12 protein-coding genes are annotated in these 14,658 nt (G+C 41.5%); all 12 read left to right on the top strand.

Annotation, left to right across the window (positions count from 1 at the left end; genetic code table 11):
• Positions 1-36: 36 nt before the first annotated feature.
• The 12 genes from pstB to J1C86_RS04740 all read left to right on the top strand — a co-directional run bounded on the left by pstB (position 37) and on the right by J1C86_RS04740 (position 14,648).
• On the top strand, positions 37-795 hold the full coding sequence (gene pstB / locus J1C86_RS04685; RefSeq protein WP_009660526.1) for a phosphate ABC transporter ATP-binding protein PstB: 759 nt from the start codon (positions 37-39) through the stop codon (positions 793-795).
• Positions 796-809: 14 nt separating this feature from the next.
• Positions 810-1,463, top strand: a complete 654-nt coding sequence (phoU, locus tag J1C86_RS04690; RefSeq protein ID WP_002897761.1) for a phosphate signaling complex protein PhoU — start codon at positions 810-812, stop codon at positions 1,461-1,463.
• 152 nt (positions 1,464-1,615) lie between these two features.
• Entirely contained in the window at positions 1,616-2,212 is a 597-nt protein-coding gene (locus tag J1C86_RS04695) for a hypothetical protein (protein ID WP_185755771.1), read from the top strand.
• A gap of 129 nt (positions 2,213-2,341) precedes the next feature.
• On the top strand, positions 2,342-2,965 hold the full coding sequence (locus J1C86_RS04700) for a hypothetical protein (protein ID WP_185755775.1): 624 nt from the start codon (positions 2,342-2,344) through the stop codon (positions 2,963-2,965).
• A 219-nt stretch (positions 2,966-3,184) separates the two neighbouring features.
• Positions 3,185-5,725 (top strand): M1 family metallopeptidase, encoded by a 2,541-nt coding sequence (locus J1C86_RS04705; RefSeq protein WP_125409022.1) that lies wholly within the window; start codon positions 3,185-3,187, stop codon positions 5,723-5,725.
• Positions 5,726-5,877: 152 nt separating this feature from the next.
• Positions 5,878-10,080 (top strand): GbpC/Spa domain-containing protein, encoded by a 4,203-nt coding sequence (locus J1C86_RS04710; protein WP_185755770.1) that lies wholly within the window; start codon positions 5,878-5,880, stop codon positions 10,078-10,080.
• A 267-nt stretch (positions 10,081-10,347) separates the two neighbouring features.
• Entirely contained in the window at positions 10,348-10,632 is a 285-nt protein-coding gene (locus J1C86_RS04715; RefSeq protein ID WP_125406905.1) for a helix-turn-helix domain-containing protein, read from the top strand.
• 55 nt (positions 10,633-10,687) lie between these two features.
• Entirely contained in the window at positions 10,688-11,014 is a 327-nt protein-coding gene (locus tag J1C86_RS04720) for a DMT family transporter (protein WP_125406902.1), read from the top strand.
• Positions 11,015-11,017: 3 nt separating this feature from the next.
• Complete coding sequence (locus J1C86_RS04725) at positions 11,018-11,833, top strand: SDR family NAD(P)-dependent oxidoreductase (RefSeq protein ID WP_125406899.1); 816 nt, start codon at positions 11,018-11,020, stop codon at positions 11,831-11,833.
• A gap of 181 nt (positions 11,834-12,014) precedes the next feature.
• Positions 12,015-12,488 (top strand): hypothetical protein, encoded by a 474-nt coding sequence (locus tag J1C86_RS04730; protein WP_125406896.1) that lies wholly within the window; start codon positions 12,015-12,017, stop codon positions 12,486-12,488.
• A gap of 104 nt (positions 12,489-12,592) precedes the next feature.
• Positions 12,593-13,267: a response regulator transcription factor gene (locus J1C86_RS04735; protein ID WP_427150825.1), complete on the top strand. Its 675-nt coding sequence runs from the start codon at positions 12,593-12,595 to the stop codon at positions 13,265-13,267.
• Complete coding sequence (locus J1C86_RS04740) at positions 13,257-14,648, top strand: sensor histidine kinase (protein WP_002904314.1); 1,392 nt, start codon at positions 13,257-13,259, stop codon at positions 14,646-14,648. Before J1C86_RS04735 ends, J1C86_RS04740 begins: the two co-directional genes overlap by 11 nt.
• Positions 14,649-14,658 lie beyond the last annotated feature (10 nt).

Consider the following 14,658-nt stretch of genomic DNA (forward strand, 5'->3'; position numbering starts at 1 on the left):
TTTGGTTGAATGTAAAATAAAATGAAGGAAAAACGTATGACAGAACCTATTTTGCAAGTCAAGGACTTGTCGGTTTATTATAATAAAAAGAAAGCCCTTAATAGTGTTTCACTTGATTTCATGCCAAATGAGATTACGGCTTTGATTGGACCGTCAGGCTCAGGTAAGTCAACCTTGCTTAAGGCCATCAACCGAATGGGCGACCTGAATCCAGAAGTAACAACTACAGGAACGGTCATTTATAACAGTCACAATATCTATGGTCCGAGGACAGATACGGTAGAGCTTCGCAAGGAGATCGGAATGGTCTTCCAGCAGCCCAATCCTTTCCCTATGACTATTTATGAAAATGTAGTCTATGGACTTCGGATTAATGGTGTTAAGGACAAGGCAGTTTTAGACGAAGCAGTAGAGCGCTCCCTTATTGGTGCTTCTATCTGGGACGAGGTCAAGGACCGTCTGCATGATTCCGCTATCGGTCTTTCCGGTGGTCAGCAGCAACGGGTTTGTGTGGCACGCGTGCTAGCTACTAGTCCTAAGATCATTCTCTTGGACGAGCCGACATCAGCCTTGGATCCAATCTCAGCTGGGAAAATCGAGGAAACCCTCTACAGTCTAAAAGACAAATATACCATGCTTTTGGTCACTCGCTCCATGCAGCAGGCGTCTCGGATTTCTGAAAAAACAGGCTTCTTCCTTGGTGGAGACTTGATTGAATTTAATGAAACCAAGAAGATGTTCCTCAATCCAGCCCATAAAGAGACCGAAGATTACATTACTGGTAAATTCGGATAAGAGAAAGGAATTTTATGCTTAGAGTACAATTTGAAGAAGATTTAGAAAAACTTCATAATCAATTCTACGCGATGGGAAACGAAGTCCTATCGCAGATTAACCGGACGGTTCGTGCCTTTGTCACGCATGACCGTGAACTGGCTCGTCAGGTCATTGAAGACGACGCTGAAGTCAATGAATACGAGGTGAAACTGGAGAAAAAATCTCTGGAAATCATCGCCCTGCAGCAACCTGTGTCTCAGGATTTGCGAACCGTTATCACCGTGCTGAAAGCCAGCAGTGATTTGGAACGGATGGGCGACCACGCTGTATCTATCGCCAAAGCTACTGTTCGGATGAAGGGAGAAGTCCGCATCGAGTCTGTAGAAGATGCCATCAGCAAGATGGGGCGCGATGTTAAGAATTTCGTCGAAGAAACACTGAATGTCTACCTCAATGGAAATGTAGACCAAGCCTATGCAGTAGCAGCTCTAGATGAGAAAATCAATCAATACTTTGATGATATTCGCGATCTTGCTACTGAGGAAATCAAACAAAATCCAGAGCTGATTGTGACTGGCCGTGATTATTTCCAAGTTATCTCTTACTTGGAACGAATCGGCGACTATGCCAAGAATATCTGTGAATGGGTTGTTTACTTTGAAACAGGTAAAATTATTGAGTTGTGATGATAAAAGATACGATTTGTGTCGTGTCTTTTTTGTATAATCATGACTATACTGAAGTATCCTGTTTTTCATTGGAACTTGAGTCCGACTATGTTACACTATAAGAATATAAAAAATGTAATGTATTTTCATAATGAATAATTTAGGAGAAAATGATGAAGAAAAAAATTTTTACGACACTTGCTCTTATTCTTGTTTTGGTATCAGGCGGAATCTATATATACAACAAAGTAACCAAACCTAACTTAGGTCCCAAAACAACTAAGCTCTATCAGCGAGGTTTTCGACTCTTAGAAGATCAAATTGGCACTTATATTAAGGAAAAATATTCAGGTATTGAAAAAATTGAATTTTCTCCAATTTATGTGACTGGAGATGAGGATTCTTCTATGTTGAACGCCTATGTACGTCCGACAACTTATGATAAATATGGGAATCAAGCTACTTTGGGTACACAAATAAAAAAATATGTCCCAAATAGTTTTGGTATTGTTACTGACTTAATCGTTGATTTTGACTGGGATGGTAACGAGGTAATTGAATTATTTGATTCAGATGACGAGAGAATTGATGTTTCGAATGCAAAGAAACTACCTAAAGAAGCAAAACTAAGAGATGCAAAAAGTATAGATATAAATATTCAAATGTTAGTAGAAGACGGTCAACTAAAAGATGTTGTTAAGGATGAAAAAGGAAGCCCAGAAGCTGAAATCATTTACAATGTTAAGCTAAGTAAAGAGGAAGGATGATGTGGCGTGAACTAAGCGACAAAGACAACTATTTTCTTAGGTAGTTGAGGATAGAAGTTTGCCGAAAATAATGAAAAATATTTTATATGACAATACCAAGGTATTATACTATTTTATTAGAAAAGAACTATAAAAACGCGTTATAACGAAGGTATATTAGTGAAAAAGAAGTTTATTATTGTTTTAACAATTCTATTCATTGTAATTTCAGGCGGAATCTATATATACAACAAAGTAATCAAACCTAACTTAGGTCCCAAAACAACCAAGCTCTATCAGCGAGGTTTTCGACTCTTAGAAGAGCAATATGGAACCTATTTCAAAGAACACTATAAAGGTATTGAGAAGATTGAATTTTCTCCGATTTATATTGAAGGGGATAATGGTGGTTCTATGCTAAATGCCTATGTACGTCCGACGATTTATGATAAATATGGGAATAAAGCAACATTAGGAACAACAATAGAGAACTACACACCTAATAGCTATGGTTTAGTTACTCATATATTTCTTGATTTTGATGGTGCAGGAAATGATGTTATAGAATTAATGGACTCACACGGTAATGAGATTGATGTTTCAAATGAAAAACATTTGCCAGACGAAGCAAAGCTTACAAGGGCTAAGGGAACTGATTTGAATATTGAATTATTAGTAGAAGATGGTCAGTTAAAGGATGTTGTTAAGGATGGAAAAGTAACCCCAGAAGCTGAAATCATTTACAATGTTAAGCTAAGTAAAGAGGAAGGATGATGTGGCACTAACTGGGGAATGTGATAGTTTTCCTAGCTATTTGAATGGGAACCTTTCTTCTATTATCATAAACCAAACGGACAGGTTATTCCCCTGTCTTTTTGTTTGCATTTATTCTGCAACGAAATCTTTTAAATATGATACAATAATAACAGATTATAAACGGACAAGGGCAGCAGAGTAATCTTGCCATTTTGTTCGCTAGATGAGGAGAAGCTGATGCAAGCAGTTAAACATTTTATTGAAACTTTTGTTCCTGAGCACTATGATCTCTTTTTGGATCTGAATCGTGCCGACAAGTCTTTTTCAGGCAAGGTGACCATTACTGGAGAAGCTAAGACGAGTAAGATTTCCCTACATCAAAAAGATTTGACAGTTGAAGCTGTAGAGGTGGCTGGCCAAGCTCGTCCTTTCGCTCTGGATAAGGACAATGAAGCTCTTTATATTGAGCTGGAAGCAGCTGGTCCTGTAGTTGTGACAATAACTTATACTGGTCAAATTACGGACAATATGACGGGGATTTACCCATCTTACTACACGGTAGATGGTGTGAAAAAAGAGATTATTTCTACGCAGTTTGAGAGCCATTTTGCCCGCGAAGCCTTTCCGAGTGTAGATGAGCCAGAGGCTAAGGCAACTTTTGATTTAGCTTTGAAATTTGACCAAGCAGAGGGTGAGTTGGCTCTGTCTAATATGCCAGAAATTGATGTTGAAAACCGCAAAGCGACTGGCGTTTGGAAGTTTGAAACGACTCCACGTATGTCTTCCTATCTCTTGGCTTTTGCTGCAGGTGATATGCAAGGAATTACTGCTAAAACCAAGAATGGAACCTTGGTAGGAGTCTATGCGACCAAGGCCCACCCAGCCAGCAATCTAGAGTTTGCTTTGGACATTGCGGTTCGCTGTATTGAATTTTACGAAGAATACTACGGAGTCAAGTACCCTATTCCTCAGTCACTCCATGTGGCCCTGCCAGACTTTTCTGCTGGGGCTATGGAAAACTGGGGCTTGGTAACCTATCGGGAAATCTATCTGCTGGTGGATGAAAATTCAACAGCTCTGAGCCGTCAGACAGTTGCTTTGGTTGTTGCGCACGAACTAGCCCACCAATGGTTTGGAAATCTAGTGACCATGAAGTGGTGGGACGACCTCTGGCTCAATGAAAGCTTTGCCAATATGATGGAGTATGTTTCAGTTGATGCAATTGAGCCTAGCTGGAAGATTTTTGAAGATTTCCAGACCAGTGGAGCTCCTTATGCCCTCAAGCGTGACGCGACTGATGGCGTTCAGTCGGTCCATGTAGAGGTCAAGCACCCAGATGAAATCAATACTCTTTTTGATGGAGCGATTGTTTATGCTAAGGGTAGCCGTCTCATGCACATGCTGCGTCGTTGGCTGGGAGATGATGCTTTTCGTAAGGGGCTAGGCGCCTACTTTGAGAAGCACCAATATGGCAATACTATCGGTCGTGATCTTTGGGACGCTCTTTCTCAAGCTTCTGGCCGTGATGTAGCAGCCTTTATGGATGCTTGGCTGGAGCAGCCGGGGTATCCAGTTGTCACTGCTAAGGTCGAAAATGACTGCTTGATTTTGACCCAGAAGCAGTTCTTCATTGGAGAGCACGAAGACAAAGGTCGTCTATGGCCAGTGCCTCTTAACAGTAACTGGCAAGGACTTCCTGATACTCTGACGACAGAAAGACTGGAAATTCCTAATTATGTAGCCTTAGCAGCGCAAAATGAAGGAGCCCTGCGTCTCAATACAGAAAACACTGCTCACTATATTACAGATTATCAGGGTGAGTTGCTGGATGCTCTTCTGAATAATCTCAGCTCTTTGGACAATATCAGTAAACTGCAAATCGTGCAGGAGCGCCGACTTCTGGCAGAGTCAGGTAAGATTTCTTATGCGGACCTGCTGCCAGTTATCAGCAAGCTGGCGAACGAAACTTCTTATATGGTAGTTTCAGCTGTTTCCCAAGTACTGGAAGGGTTGAATTGTTTTGTGGATGAAGGCAGTCAGACAGAAGAAGATTACAAAGCCTTGCTGAAAGTTCTCAGTCAAAGCAATTTCGACCGTCTTGGTTTTGAAAAACAGGAAGGCGAAAGTGATGAGGATGAGATGGTTCGTCAGCTGATTGTGGGCAATATGATTAAGGCTGACGATGAAACGGCTAAAGCTCAAGCTAGTCAGATTTTTGACCGCTATCGTGATAATTTGGAAAAGCTCCCTGCTGCTATTCGCCTGCAGGTATTGATCAACCAAATCAAGCATCATGAAAGCAAGGAGGTGACTAAGCTTTATCTGGAACTCTATGTCGCTTCAAATGATGGAAGCTTCAAAAATGCCCTTTCTACAGCCCTTTCTTATACGAAGAACAAGGAAACCTTGGATGAACTGTTAGCGACTTGGAAGGATAAATTTACTGTGAAACCGCAGGATTTGTCAGCTTGGTATGCTCGTTTCCTCAGCCGGGATTTTACTCAAGAAGCAGTATGGACTTGGGCGCGTGAGAATTGGGATTGGATCAAGGCAGCGTTAGGTGGTGATATGAGCTTTGATAGCTTTGTCATTAGCCCGGCAGTGGTCTTCAAGACAGAAGAGAGATTGGCAGAGTACAAAGCCTTCTTTGAGCCTCAGTTGGACGATATGGCGATTAGCCGAAACATCAGCATGGGAATCAAGGAAATCGCTGCTCGTGTTGAACTGGTGAATCGCGAGAAAGAAGCAGTGGAAAAAGCAATTCGAACTGCAATCTGATAGATTTGATTAAAATGACTAGAAAGTCTGAGATATTATCTTATCTCAGGCTTTTTCTTTATCATTTTGAGTATTTAAACATTGCTAATATGCCTTTGCTTTGATAAAATAGAATAGTATGTGAAATAAACAGGAAACTGTTTAAAGGAGAAATGGAGTTTATTATGGAAAAGAAAATAGTCTATGGCTTCCGCAAGAGCTGCCTTTCTAAGGGCTTGTGCGGAGCTGTTTTGGGGGCGGCTTTGATGGTAGCAGCCGGATCAGTTCAAGCAGAGGAGAAGGTATCTTCAGCAACAGAACAGTCTGCCCTTTCTGAAGCTACTCTTTCGACAACCGAAGCGTCCCAGCCAACTGTTGCGCCTGCTCAGTCAGATCCAGTTAATCAAGACAAGCTTCCCTTGGAGGTTTCCCATGCGGACTTGGACCAAGCTGTGGCAGAGGCCGAGAAAGCGGGAGTTCAGCTAAAGCAGGAGCCGACTGTTGATTTAGGAACAGCTAGAAATCCAGAAGAAGCTGCTAGTAAACGGGAGACAGCCCTAGCGGATTATGCGACTCAAGTCAAGGAAATACGCCAAAACACAGCAGCTTATCAAGAGCAACTGAAGACTTATGAGAAAGAACTCAGTCAGAAAGAGTCTGCCAATCAAGCCTTGAAAGACCAATATGACAAGGCTCTGGCTTCCTATGAACAAGAGTCCAGTCGCATTCAGGCTGAAAATACTCAACTTCATGCAGACTATGAACAGAAACGGGCTGCTTATCAAGCAGAATTGAACCGTATAGTAAAAATCAATCAAGAGAAAGAAGCCGCCTATCAAGCAGCTTTAGCCGCCTATCAAGAGGAGCGTTCACGGATTTTACAGGAAAATGCTCAAGCGAAAACAGCCTACCAAACTGCTATAGAGAGCTATGCTACAGAGTTGAAAGCTACTCGGGAGAAGAATGCAGAAGCAAAGCGTCGCTATGAAGCAAAGCTTGCTCAGGTCTCAGCTCATAACAAAGCTACCCAAGCTGAAAATGCAGCCATGGCAGAACGAAATCAGGCTGCTGACAAGGCCTATCAGGAAGCAGTCAAACGGTATGAAACTGAGGTTTCCAGATTGGCTCAGGTTAAGGCAGAAAAAGAAGCTGTTTATCAAGCAGCCATGGCTGACTATGAGAAAGAGTTTGCTAGGGTTCAGAAAGAAAATGCTGAGCTAGAGCAGCAATATCAGTCAGAATTGACGGCTTACCAGCAGGAAGTAGAACGCATTCAAAGAGACAATCAAGCTGCAAAACAATCTTATGAGACAGCGTTAGCCAAAATTCAGGAGCAGAACAAAGAGATTGAGGCCCAAAATCTAGCTGTTCAGAAGAAAAATGCGGCCTTAAAGGAGCAGTATCAGGCTGATTTAGCTGCTTATCAAGAGCGATTGGCTGAGATTCGTCAAAAAAATCAAGCAGCAGAGAAAGACTATGAGAGCAAATTAGCTGCTTATCAAAAGAATCGCTCTGAAATCGAGGCGGTCAATGATGCCAAAGCGAGAGATCATCAAGCAGCTTTGACTACCTATCAATCTGAACTTGAGCGTGTCCAAGCTGAAAATAAGAAGCGGCAAACTGCCTATGAGACAGAAAAAGCAGAAGTAACAGCCCGTAATGCTGCCATTCAAGCTGAAAACGCCCAGATTCGTCAGCAAAATCAGGAAAAACAAGAGCTTTATAAAAATCAATTAGCTCAATATGAGCAGGATGTGGCTCGAATCACCGAAAGCAATCAGAAAAGTCGAGAAGCATATGAGAAAGCCTTGCTTGCCTATCAGGAGGCGATTGCTCGGATTGAGACAGAAAACAAGAATAAACTAGCTGCTTATCAGGCGGACTTAGCGACCTACCAAGCAAATCTTGCAAGGATTGAAGCAGAAAATCAAAGACTAAAAGAAGACTATGGGGCAAACCTTGCTTCTATTTCAGCGCAGAACGCAGTGATTGAGCAGGAAAATGCAAGCATTAAGGAAAAAAATGCCCGCCTGAAAGCTGACTATGATAAGCTCTTAGAAGAATATAAGAAGGCAAAAGCTGCCTATGATACTGCCAAAACTAAGTATGATGCAGCTCTTGTGACTTATGAGAGAGAGATGCAGGAAGCTGAGGCTAAGAAAAATGAAGAAGGCTATCTCAGTAAGGTTGAAAGCCAGCCATTTGTGTTCAAATCTGAGCCCCAGGCTGTCTTGACACTTGACCCGTCTATTAGAACCTATACCAATGATGAGCTGAGTGATGAGGTTCGTTCTTGGGGAATGGATCAACAAGGAATAACTGCTTTGACCAGTGTTTTAAAAGGGAAAGAGCATCAGACTAAAGTCATTTTACAAAAAGATGTGCCTCTGGTAGCTACTTATACCAATATCAAAAATTCCAGTATTCAAGGAAAGAAAATCGCTAAAGTTGTCTACACTTATACTCTGAAAGAATCAACGAAGAGTCAGGATAAGCTTCCAGTTTTCTTAGTTAAGGATCCGACCTTGACTGTCTGGACCTTGGATTTTTATGGCCATTCTCGGGTCAATGTCCAAGCGGAGTTTTTCGATGAGGCTGGAGAAAGGCTTGATATGACAGGCTCGCTTGTCAGCTTCTCATCTTTAAATACGAACAAAGTTGCAATTGAGTACATTAAGAATTTTAATGGTGAATATATTCCTATTACAGGCTCTGCCATTAATGTTCACCCAGATACTAGTGTTCACGCTGATATTTCAATTAACTTTGAGCGGGAAGGCTCTCGCTTTGAGTATAACAAATGGGACTCGCCGAACAGTCCCTATAACTGGTATGGCGCTATCGTCGGTAAGGCACAGGGAGATGTCATTTCTTTTGATATCGGTTCGCGAAATCGGGGTTCTGCTTGGTTTGTATTTAACTCTGATATTAAAGCCAAAGGTGTTCCAATGAAGCCTGTTGCTCCGACAGAAGTTGCTCAACCTAAGGAACCGGCTTATGAGGAAGTCAAGGCCTTGCAGCCTCTTCCGAGTCAGCCAGTCTATCAACCTTTGCCAGAAGAGCCAGATCAGCCGACCTATCAAGAAGTTCCTAAACAGCCGACAGAAACTCAACCTCTTCCCCTTCCCAATCGGCCTGAGGAGCCAGTAGTTTTACCGGAAAGAGATTTGGAACTTCTGCCACAAGAGCCAACTTATCTGCCTGAGCCGCTTCAACCTCAAAAGCCAGTTTATCAGGAAGTGCCAGAAGAACCTAGCTCCCCTTCTCTATTGACAGAGCCGACTGCAGTTGAAGAGCCAACCTATGAGAAGGAGCAGCCCTTGCTGAGCCTTCCGCAAGAATCGGTTGAAAAACCACTGCCACAGGAACCACAACGACCATCTTATTTGAAAGAACCAGGAAAACCTCAAAAAGATCCTGAAGCAAGCACGGGAGAAGGTCCGAAATCGCCTGCTTATGAAGAAGAAATTGCTTTAGAGGACCTGCCTCAGGAGCCACGCTATCTACAGGAACTCCAGCTCCCACAAGAACCAGTTCTTCAGCCTGAGCCTCAGGCACCTGTCAGAGAAAGTGACCTGCCTCTGATAGAGGAGCCTGACAAACCAAACTATAAGGAGCTTCCTCAAAAGCCGGCTGAGCCTAGCTATCAAGCTTTGCCAAGCCGTCCGCAAGCGCCGACTCAAACTTATCACTTTAACCAGCTCTTTATCCAGTTAAAAGTCAGAGAAGAGGTGGAGAATGAGTCCAAGAAGAATATTCATCAACAAGAGGTTAGCCAGGGAAGTTTTGCTGTCCTTAATCTGGTAACGGATGCTTTGCCTGCTTATCGCCTGCCAATTCATTCTTTCGTATTGGAAGATCGCCTGCCAGAAGGTTTTGAATTGGATCTAGAAGCAACCAGAGCGAAAAGTCCTGGTTACGAGGTTTCTTATGACCCAAGCACCAGAGTCTTGACTTTTGTTGCTGCACCAGGTCTGCTTGAACGCTACAATGCTTACTTGAATTCTGCGACCGAGACCCTAGCTCCAGCAGCAGTCGGTCGACTCTTGTATCCAGGCAGAACTTATACCAATCATTTCAGCTTGCTGATTAATAATCAATACCGGATAGAGTCCAATCAGGTTAGTGTTTCAACACCTCCTGCAGAAATTACTATTCAAACAGCACAGAAATTTGAGCCTCTGTCAAACCAGACTTGGCAGCATCCAAGATCTGAAAGCAAGCAACCAAGCAACTTGCAGCTATCAGTCAGCTACCAAACCACACAAGGTCAATTGCCTAAAACTGGAAGCAGTTCGAGTGCACTTCTCACTTATCTTGGTTTTGCGGCCTTGCTAGCTTCAGCCGGCTTCCGTCTTTCTAAGAAAAAGTCATAAAAAGATAAACAGCTCCTGCATCCAGAGCTTTTGAACATGATAAATTTAGACTGGGACAAAATTGTCTCAGTCTTTTTTGCTGCGGATTTTTGGGGCAAATGTTTGATAGATGTATCAAGTGTTTTAGATAGGCAAGTATTTTAAGATGAACGTAAATCGTGTTATAATAGCCATGTCAAAGAATTTTTACCTACAATAATCACTAATGTTAAAGAATTTCATCTAGCCAAACAACTAAAAAATAAGTATGATGAGGAGGAAAAGATAATGTTAGGAAAACAATTGAAGTTTATACGGGAGCAAAGAGGCTATAGCCAAGCTCAGATTGCAGAATCATTAGGAACGACTCGGCAGACCATCTCGAACTGGGAAAATGATAAGACGATTCTAGATAGTGCAAGTCTTATTCGTCTAGCCGATTTTTACCAGATTTCATTAGATGAGTTATGCGGTCGAAAAGCTTTATCTATCTCCAAAGATTCGAGCATAAAATCAATGATTTTGACACATGCCTGTACACTTTGGACTTGCTTTGTTTCATCTCTCGAATAGTTCTATTGATTTTCCTGCTAACTTTTTAGTTATTTAGAATATTAGGAGGAAAACAATGTTTTACTATTTTTATTTATCTCTCGCAATTCTATTTGAAATTGCCGCAACAAGTCTTTTAAAACTATCTCAAGGTTTTTCGAAGTTATTTTTCGGTTGCCTTGCTTTGATATTTTATGGCTTGTGCTTTTTCTTTTTATCTCTATCTTTAAAAGGCGTTCAGTTAAATCTAGCTTACGCCATTTGGTCTGGAATAGGTCTAGTAGGGACAACGATATTATCTATTCTGCTTTGGCACGAAAAAGTAACAGCTGTAAGCCTTTTAGGGATAAGTCTAGTTATTGTCGGACTTGTTTTATTGAATTTATCACAAAAGACTTACTAGAGAATGGAGAATTATATGTTTGATAATTATTTTAAAAATAAAAAGGTTGTGATTATTGGTGCAAGTGGTAGTTTGGGAAGAGTCTATACACGAGCTTTTCATCAAGCAGGTGCTAGGTTATTTCTCTTAGGAAGAGATATAGAGAAGTTAACGATGTTTGTGCAAGAATTTTCGTCTTTTATTCCAATAAGCTCAGTGGATATTACAAGTGAAGAGTCTCTAAAAAATGTAGTATCAGAGATACAAGAGTGGTCGGAATGTATAGATATTGTTATCAATGCAACTGGTTTTGATGTAAGAAAGTCTTTGTCAGCGCATTCCCTTGAGGACATAGAGCAGACACTATTGATCAATTTATCTGGCGCCATTCTGATTAGCAAGATTTTTCTGCCCTTATTAGCAAATGAAAAAGGTGCTACAATTGTGCATTCTGGCGGTTTTGCAGATGGGCGGCTCGCTTTCCCTTACTATAGCGTAGATGTGGCTAGTCGCGCAGGGATTTTTTCTTTTATTGAATCAATGAATCGCGAATTAAAGCAGGAGCAGAAAAAGGTGTATTTAACCTATTTTTGTCCCAATGCTGCGGACACACCCTCAGAAAAGCCTTACCATCCTGTTTGGAAAGAAATGGGAATTAAGATTTCAACTACAGACGAAGTTTGCCTAGCTTTGCTAAAAGGTATTAAGTCTCATCGAAGAGTCATCCTAATGGGGCGAGGGGCATCTTTGTTTGCTAAACTCAATCTTCTGTCTTCAAGATTAGCTGATTTTCTTTTATTAGATAAATATAGCCGTATATTGAAAAAGCACTTTGCATAATCCATTTTCCCTATCTTTCAGCCTTTTTTAAGAAAAAATTCAGTCCTGTTTAAGTAAAAATCTATATGATAATGCTATTCAAGTGAAAGGATGTGTATGGGATGACTTGTAAGCTGCATTAGCTTCTTGTTTGATAGAAACAGATTGAAAAATTTACAAAAGAAAGAAGGAATCGTATTAAATGGATATGGAAAAAATGATGGTTGTAGAAAAAAGCACCAAATGGTGGCTGACAGTTGCGACGGGTGGTGCTCTAGCAGTCGGACTTATGGGTGGCTATGGCCTTGCGACAGCTATTCACGGTACAAACAATCAGCAATCAGCTATTCAACAGACAGCTACTATGCCTGGAGCACCGGAGCAGGGGCAGAATGCAGGAAATGGAATGCTACCACAACCAGGTCAGAATGGTCAAAATGGTGGACCAGGTAATGGAATGCCGCCGCAGGATGGTGGACCAGGACAGAACGGTCAAGAACAAGGAATGCCGCCTCAAGACGGCCAGCAGTCTGACAATGACAAGAGCAAGAATTCTTCTGCTCAGCAAAATGACAACGGGAAGAAAAACAAGAAAAAGTCTTCAACGAACACAAACGAACAATCGGACAAGAACAATAATAAGTCGACAAAAGAAAATAAAACGTCGCAGTCGTAGAAAAAACATACTGATTTTGACCCAAGTCATGATATAATAAGAATAGCAAATAAAACAAAAACCAAAAGACATAATCTTGGTAAGTTTTATTGGAGGAAAGAAAGATGATTAAAATTCTATTGGTAGAAGATGACCTTGGACTGTCAAACTCAGTTTTTGATTTTTTGGATGATTTTGCAGATGTAATGCAGGTTTTTGATGGCGAAGAAGGTCTATATGAAGCAGAGAGTGGTGTTTATGACCTCATCTTGCTGGATCTCATGCTGCCTGAAAAGGATGGTTTCCAAGTGCTGAAAGATCTCCGAGCAAAAGGAGTCACAACCCCTGTTCTCATCATGACGGCTAAGGAAAGCTTGGATGACAAAGGACATGGCTTTGAGCTCGGGGCTGATGACTATCTGACAAAACCTTTCTATTTGGAAGAACTGAAAATGCGGATCCAGGCGCTCTTGAAACGCGCTGGTAAATTCAACGAGAATACTCTTTCTTATGGTGATGTGACAGTCAATCTATCCACAAATTCAACATTGAAAGCCGGTAAAGACGTTGAGTTGCTTGGTAAAGAGTTCGACCTCTTGGTTTATTTCCTGCAAAATCAAAATGTAATCTTGCCTAAGACCCAAATTTTTGACCGTCTGTGGGGCTTTGACAGTGATACCACTGTTTCCGTTGTTGAAGTGTACGTTTCAAAGATTCGTAAAAAACTGAAAGGAACGGCATTTGCGAAAAACCTACATACTCTTCGTAGTGTCGGCTACATTTTAAAAGATGCTGAATAAAATCAAGAAGACCTTTTATGCGGATGATTTCTCTTATTTCATTCGCTATTTTGGGTTGTTTACATTAATCTTCTCAGCCATGACCTTGATTATTATTCAGGTTATGCGCTCCAGCCTTTATACGTCAGTTGATGAAAATCTGAAAAACCTGAGTAATGATCCTAGTTCAGTAGCTGATTTGGCCTATCGGACGACAGGCCAGCAGTCTGATCCAAGCAATAAGGTCAATTCTAAAAGTCCTAAAAGCAGTAAAGAGCCAGATGGTGATTCAGATGAAGAGCCTAAGCCTAACAATCTAACTACGCCAAATGTCAGCTCTAATACTTTTGCCCTGCTTTTGGATGATGATTATAAAAATATTTCCACCAGTAAGAGCGATGGTTTTCTGGACTTTAACTCGCTGGAATTTAACAAGTCCTATCTGAATCAAATCAAGGAAATCGTGATTGGTAATAGCTTTGGCCAGACAGAAAGCTATCGGGCTTATCTCTTTGATATTGATCCTAAAAATGAGTATCCTGATATCAAGTATGCTGTGGTCATGACTAGCATCAGCCAGCTGGAGCAGACCAGCAGCAAGCATGAGCAGTTGATTGCCATGGTCATGGTCAGCTTTTGGGGAATTTCTCTGATTGCCAGTATTTATCTGGCTCGGATGAGTGTCAAGCCTCTGCTGGAAAGTATCCAGAAGCAGAAGGCTTTCGTGGAAAATGCCAGTCACGAGCTACGGACTCCTCTGGCAGTATTGCAGAGCCGCTTAGAGACGCTCTTTCGTAAGCCTGAAGCTACAATTATGCAGAGCAGTGAAAATATTGCTTCTAGCTTGGATGAAGTACGGAATATGCGCTTGCTGACGACCAATCTGCTCAACCTGGCCCGCCGCGATGATGGCATCAAGCCACAATATGGTGAAGTTGAACCAGAATTTTTTGATACGACCTTTGCTAATTACTGTATTATCGCAAGGGAGAATAAAAAAGCCTTTCATTCAGAAAATATGATCAAGCACCCTATTGTGACCGATCAAATTTTTCTCAAACAACTGATGACTATTCTATTTGATAATGCTATCAAGTATACAGATGATGATGGTGTAATCAGTGTCATGGCTACTTCGACAGATCGTTACCTTATTTTCCGAGTGGCGGACAATGGCCCTGGTATCAGCGATGAAGATAAGAAGAAGATTTTTGATCGCTTTTATCGGGTGGACAAGGCTCGGACTCGTCAGAAAGGTGGCTTTGGTCTGGGGCTTTCTCTGGCCAAGCAGATTGTCGATGCTTTCAAGGGCTCTATTTATGTCAAGGACAACAAACCAAAAGGTACGGTCTTTGAAGTTAAACTGCTATTGAAGGAAACGAAAAAGCGTTCTGTAAAATAGTGGGAGAGGC

Source organism: Streptococcus sanguinis, assembly GCF_050220005.1.
GTDB classification, from domain to species: domain Bacteria; phylum Bacillota; class Bacilli; order Lactobacillales; family Streptococcaceae; genus Streptococcus; species Streptococcus sanguinis_Z.

Excerpts from the sequence above, each read along its gene's own strand:
- J1C86_RS04735 (WP_427150825.1), top strand. The coding sequence starts at position 12,593 with ATGATTAAAATTCTATTGGTAGAAGATGACCTTGGACTGTCAAACTCA.
- J1C86_RS04715 (WP_125406905.1), top strand. The coding sequence starts at position 10,348 with ATGTTAGGAAAACAATTGAAGTTTATACGGGAGCAAAGAGGCTATAGC.
- J1C86_RS04710 (WP_185755770.1), top strand. The coding sequence starts at position 5,878 with ATGGAGTTTATTATGGAAAAGAAAATAGTCTATGGCTTCCGCAAGAGC.
- J1C86_RS04740 (WP_002904314.1), top strand. The coding sequence starts at position 13,257 with ATGCTGAATAAAATCAAGAAGACCTTTTATGCGGATGATTTCTCTTAT.
- phoU (WP_002897761.1), top strand. The coding sequence starts at position 810 with ATGCTTAGAGTACAATTTGAAGAAGATTTAGAAAAACTTCATAATCAA.
- pstB (WP_009660526.1), top strand. The coding sequence starts at position 37 with ATGACAGAACCTATTTTGCAAGTCAAGGACTTGTCGGTTTATTATAAT.
- J1C86_RS04725 (WP_125406899.1), top strand. The coding sequence starts at position 11,018 with ATGGAGAATTATATGTTTGATAATTATTTTAAAAATAAAAAGGTTGTG.
- J1C86_RS04730 (WP_125406896.1), top strand. The coding sequence starts at position 12,015 with ATGGATATGGAAAAAATGATGGTTGTAGAAAAAAGCACCAAATGGTGG.
- J1C86_RS04705 (WP_125409022.1), top strand. The coding sequence starts at position 3,185 with ATGCAAGCAGTTAAACATTTTATTGAAACTTTTGTTCCTGAGCACTAT.
- J1C86_RS04720 (WP_125406902.1), top strand. The coding sequence starts at position 10,688 with ATGTTTTACTATTTTTATTTATCTCTCGCAATTCTATTTGAAATTGCC.
- J1C86_RS04695 (WP_185755771.1), top strand. The coding sequence starts at position 1,616 with ATGATGAAGAAAAAAATTTTTACGACACTTGCTCTTATTCTTGTTTTG.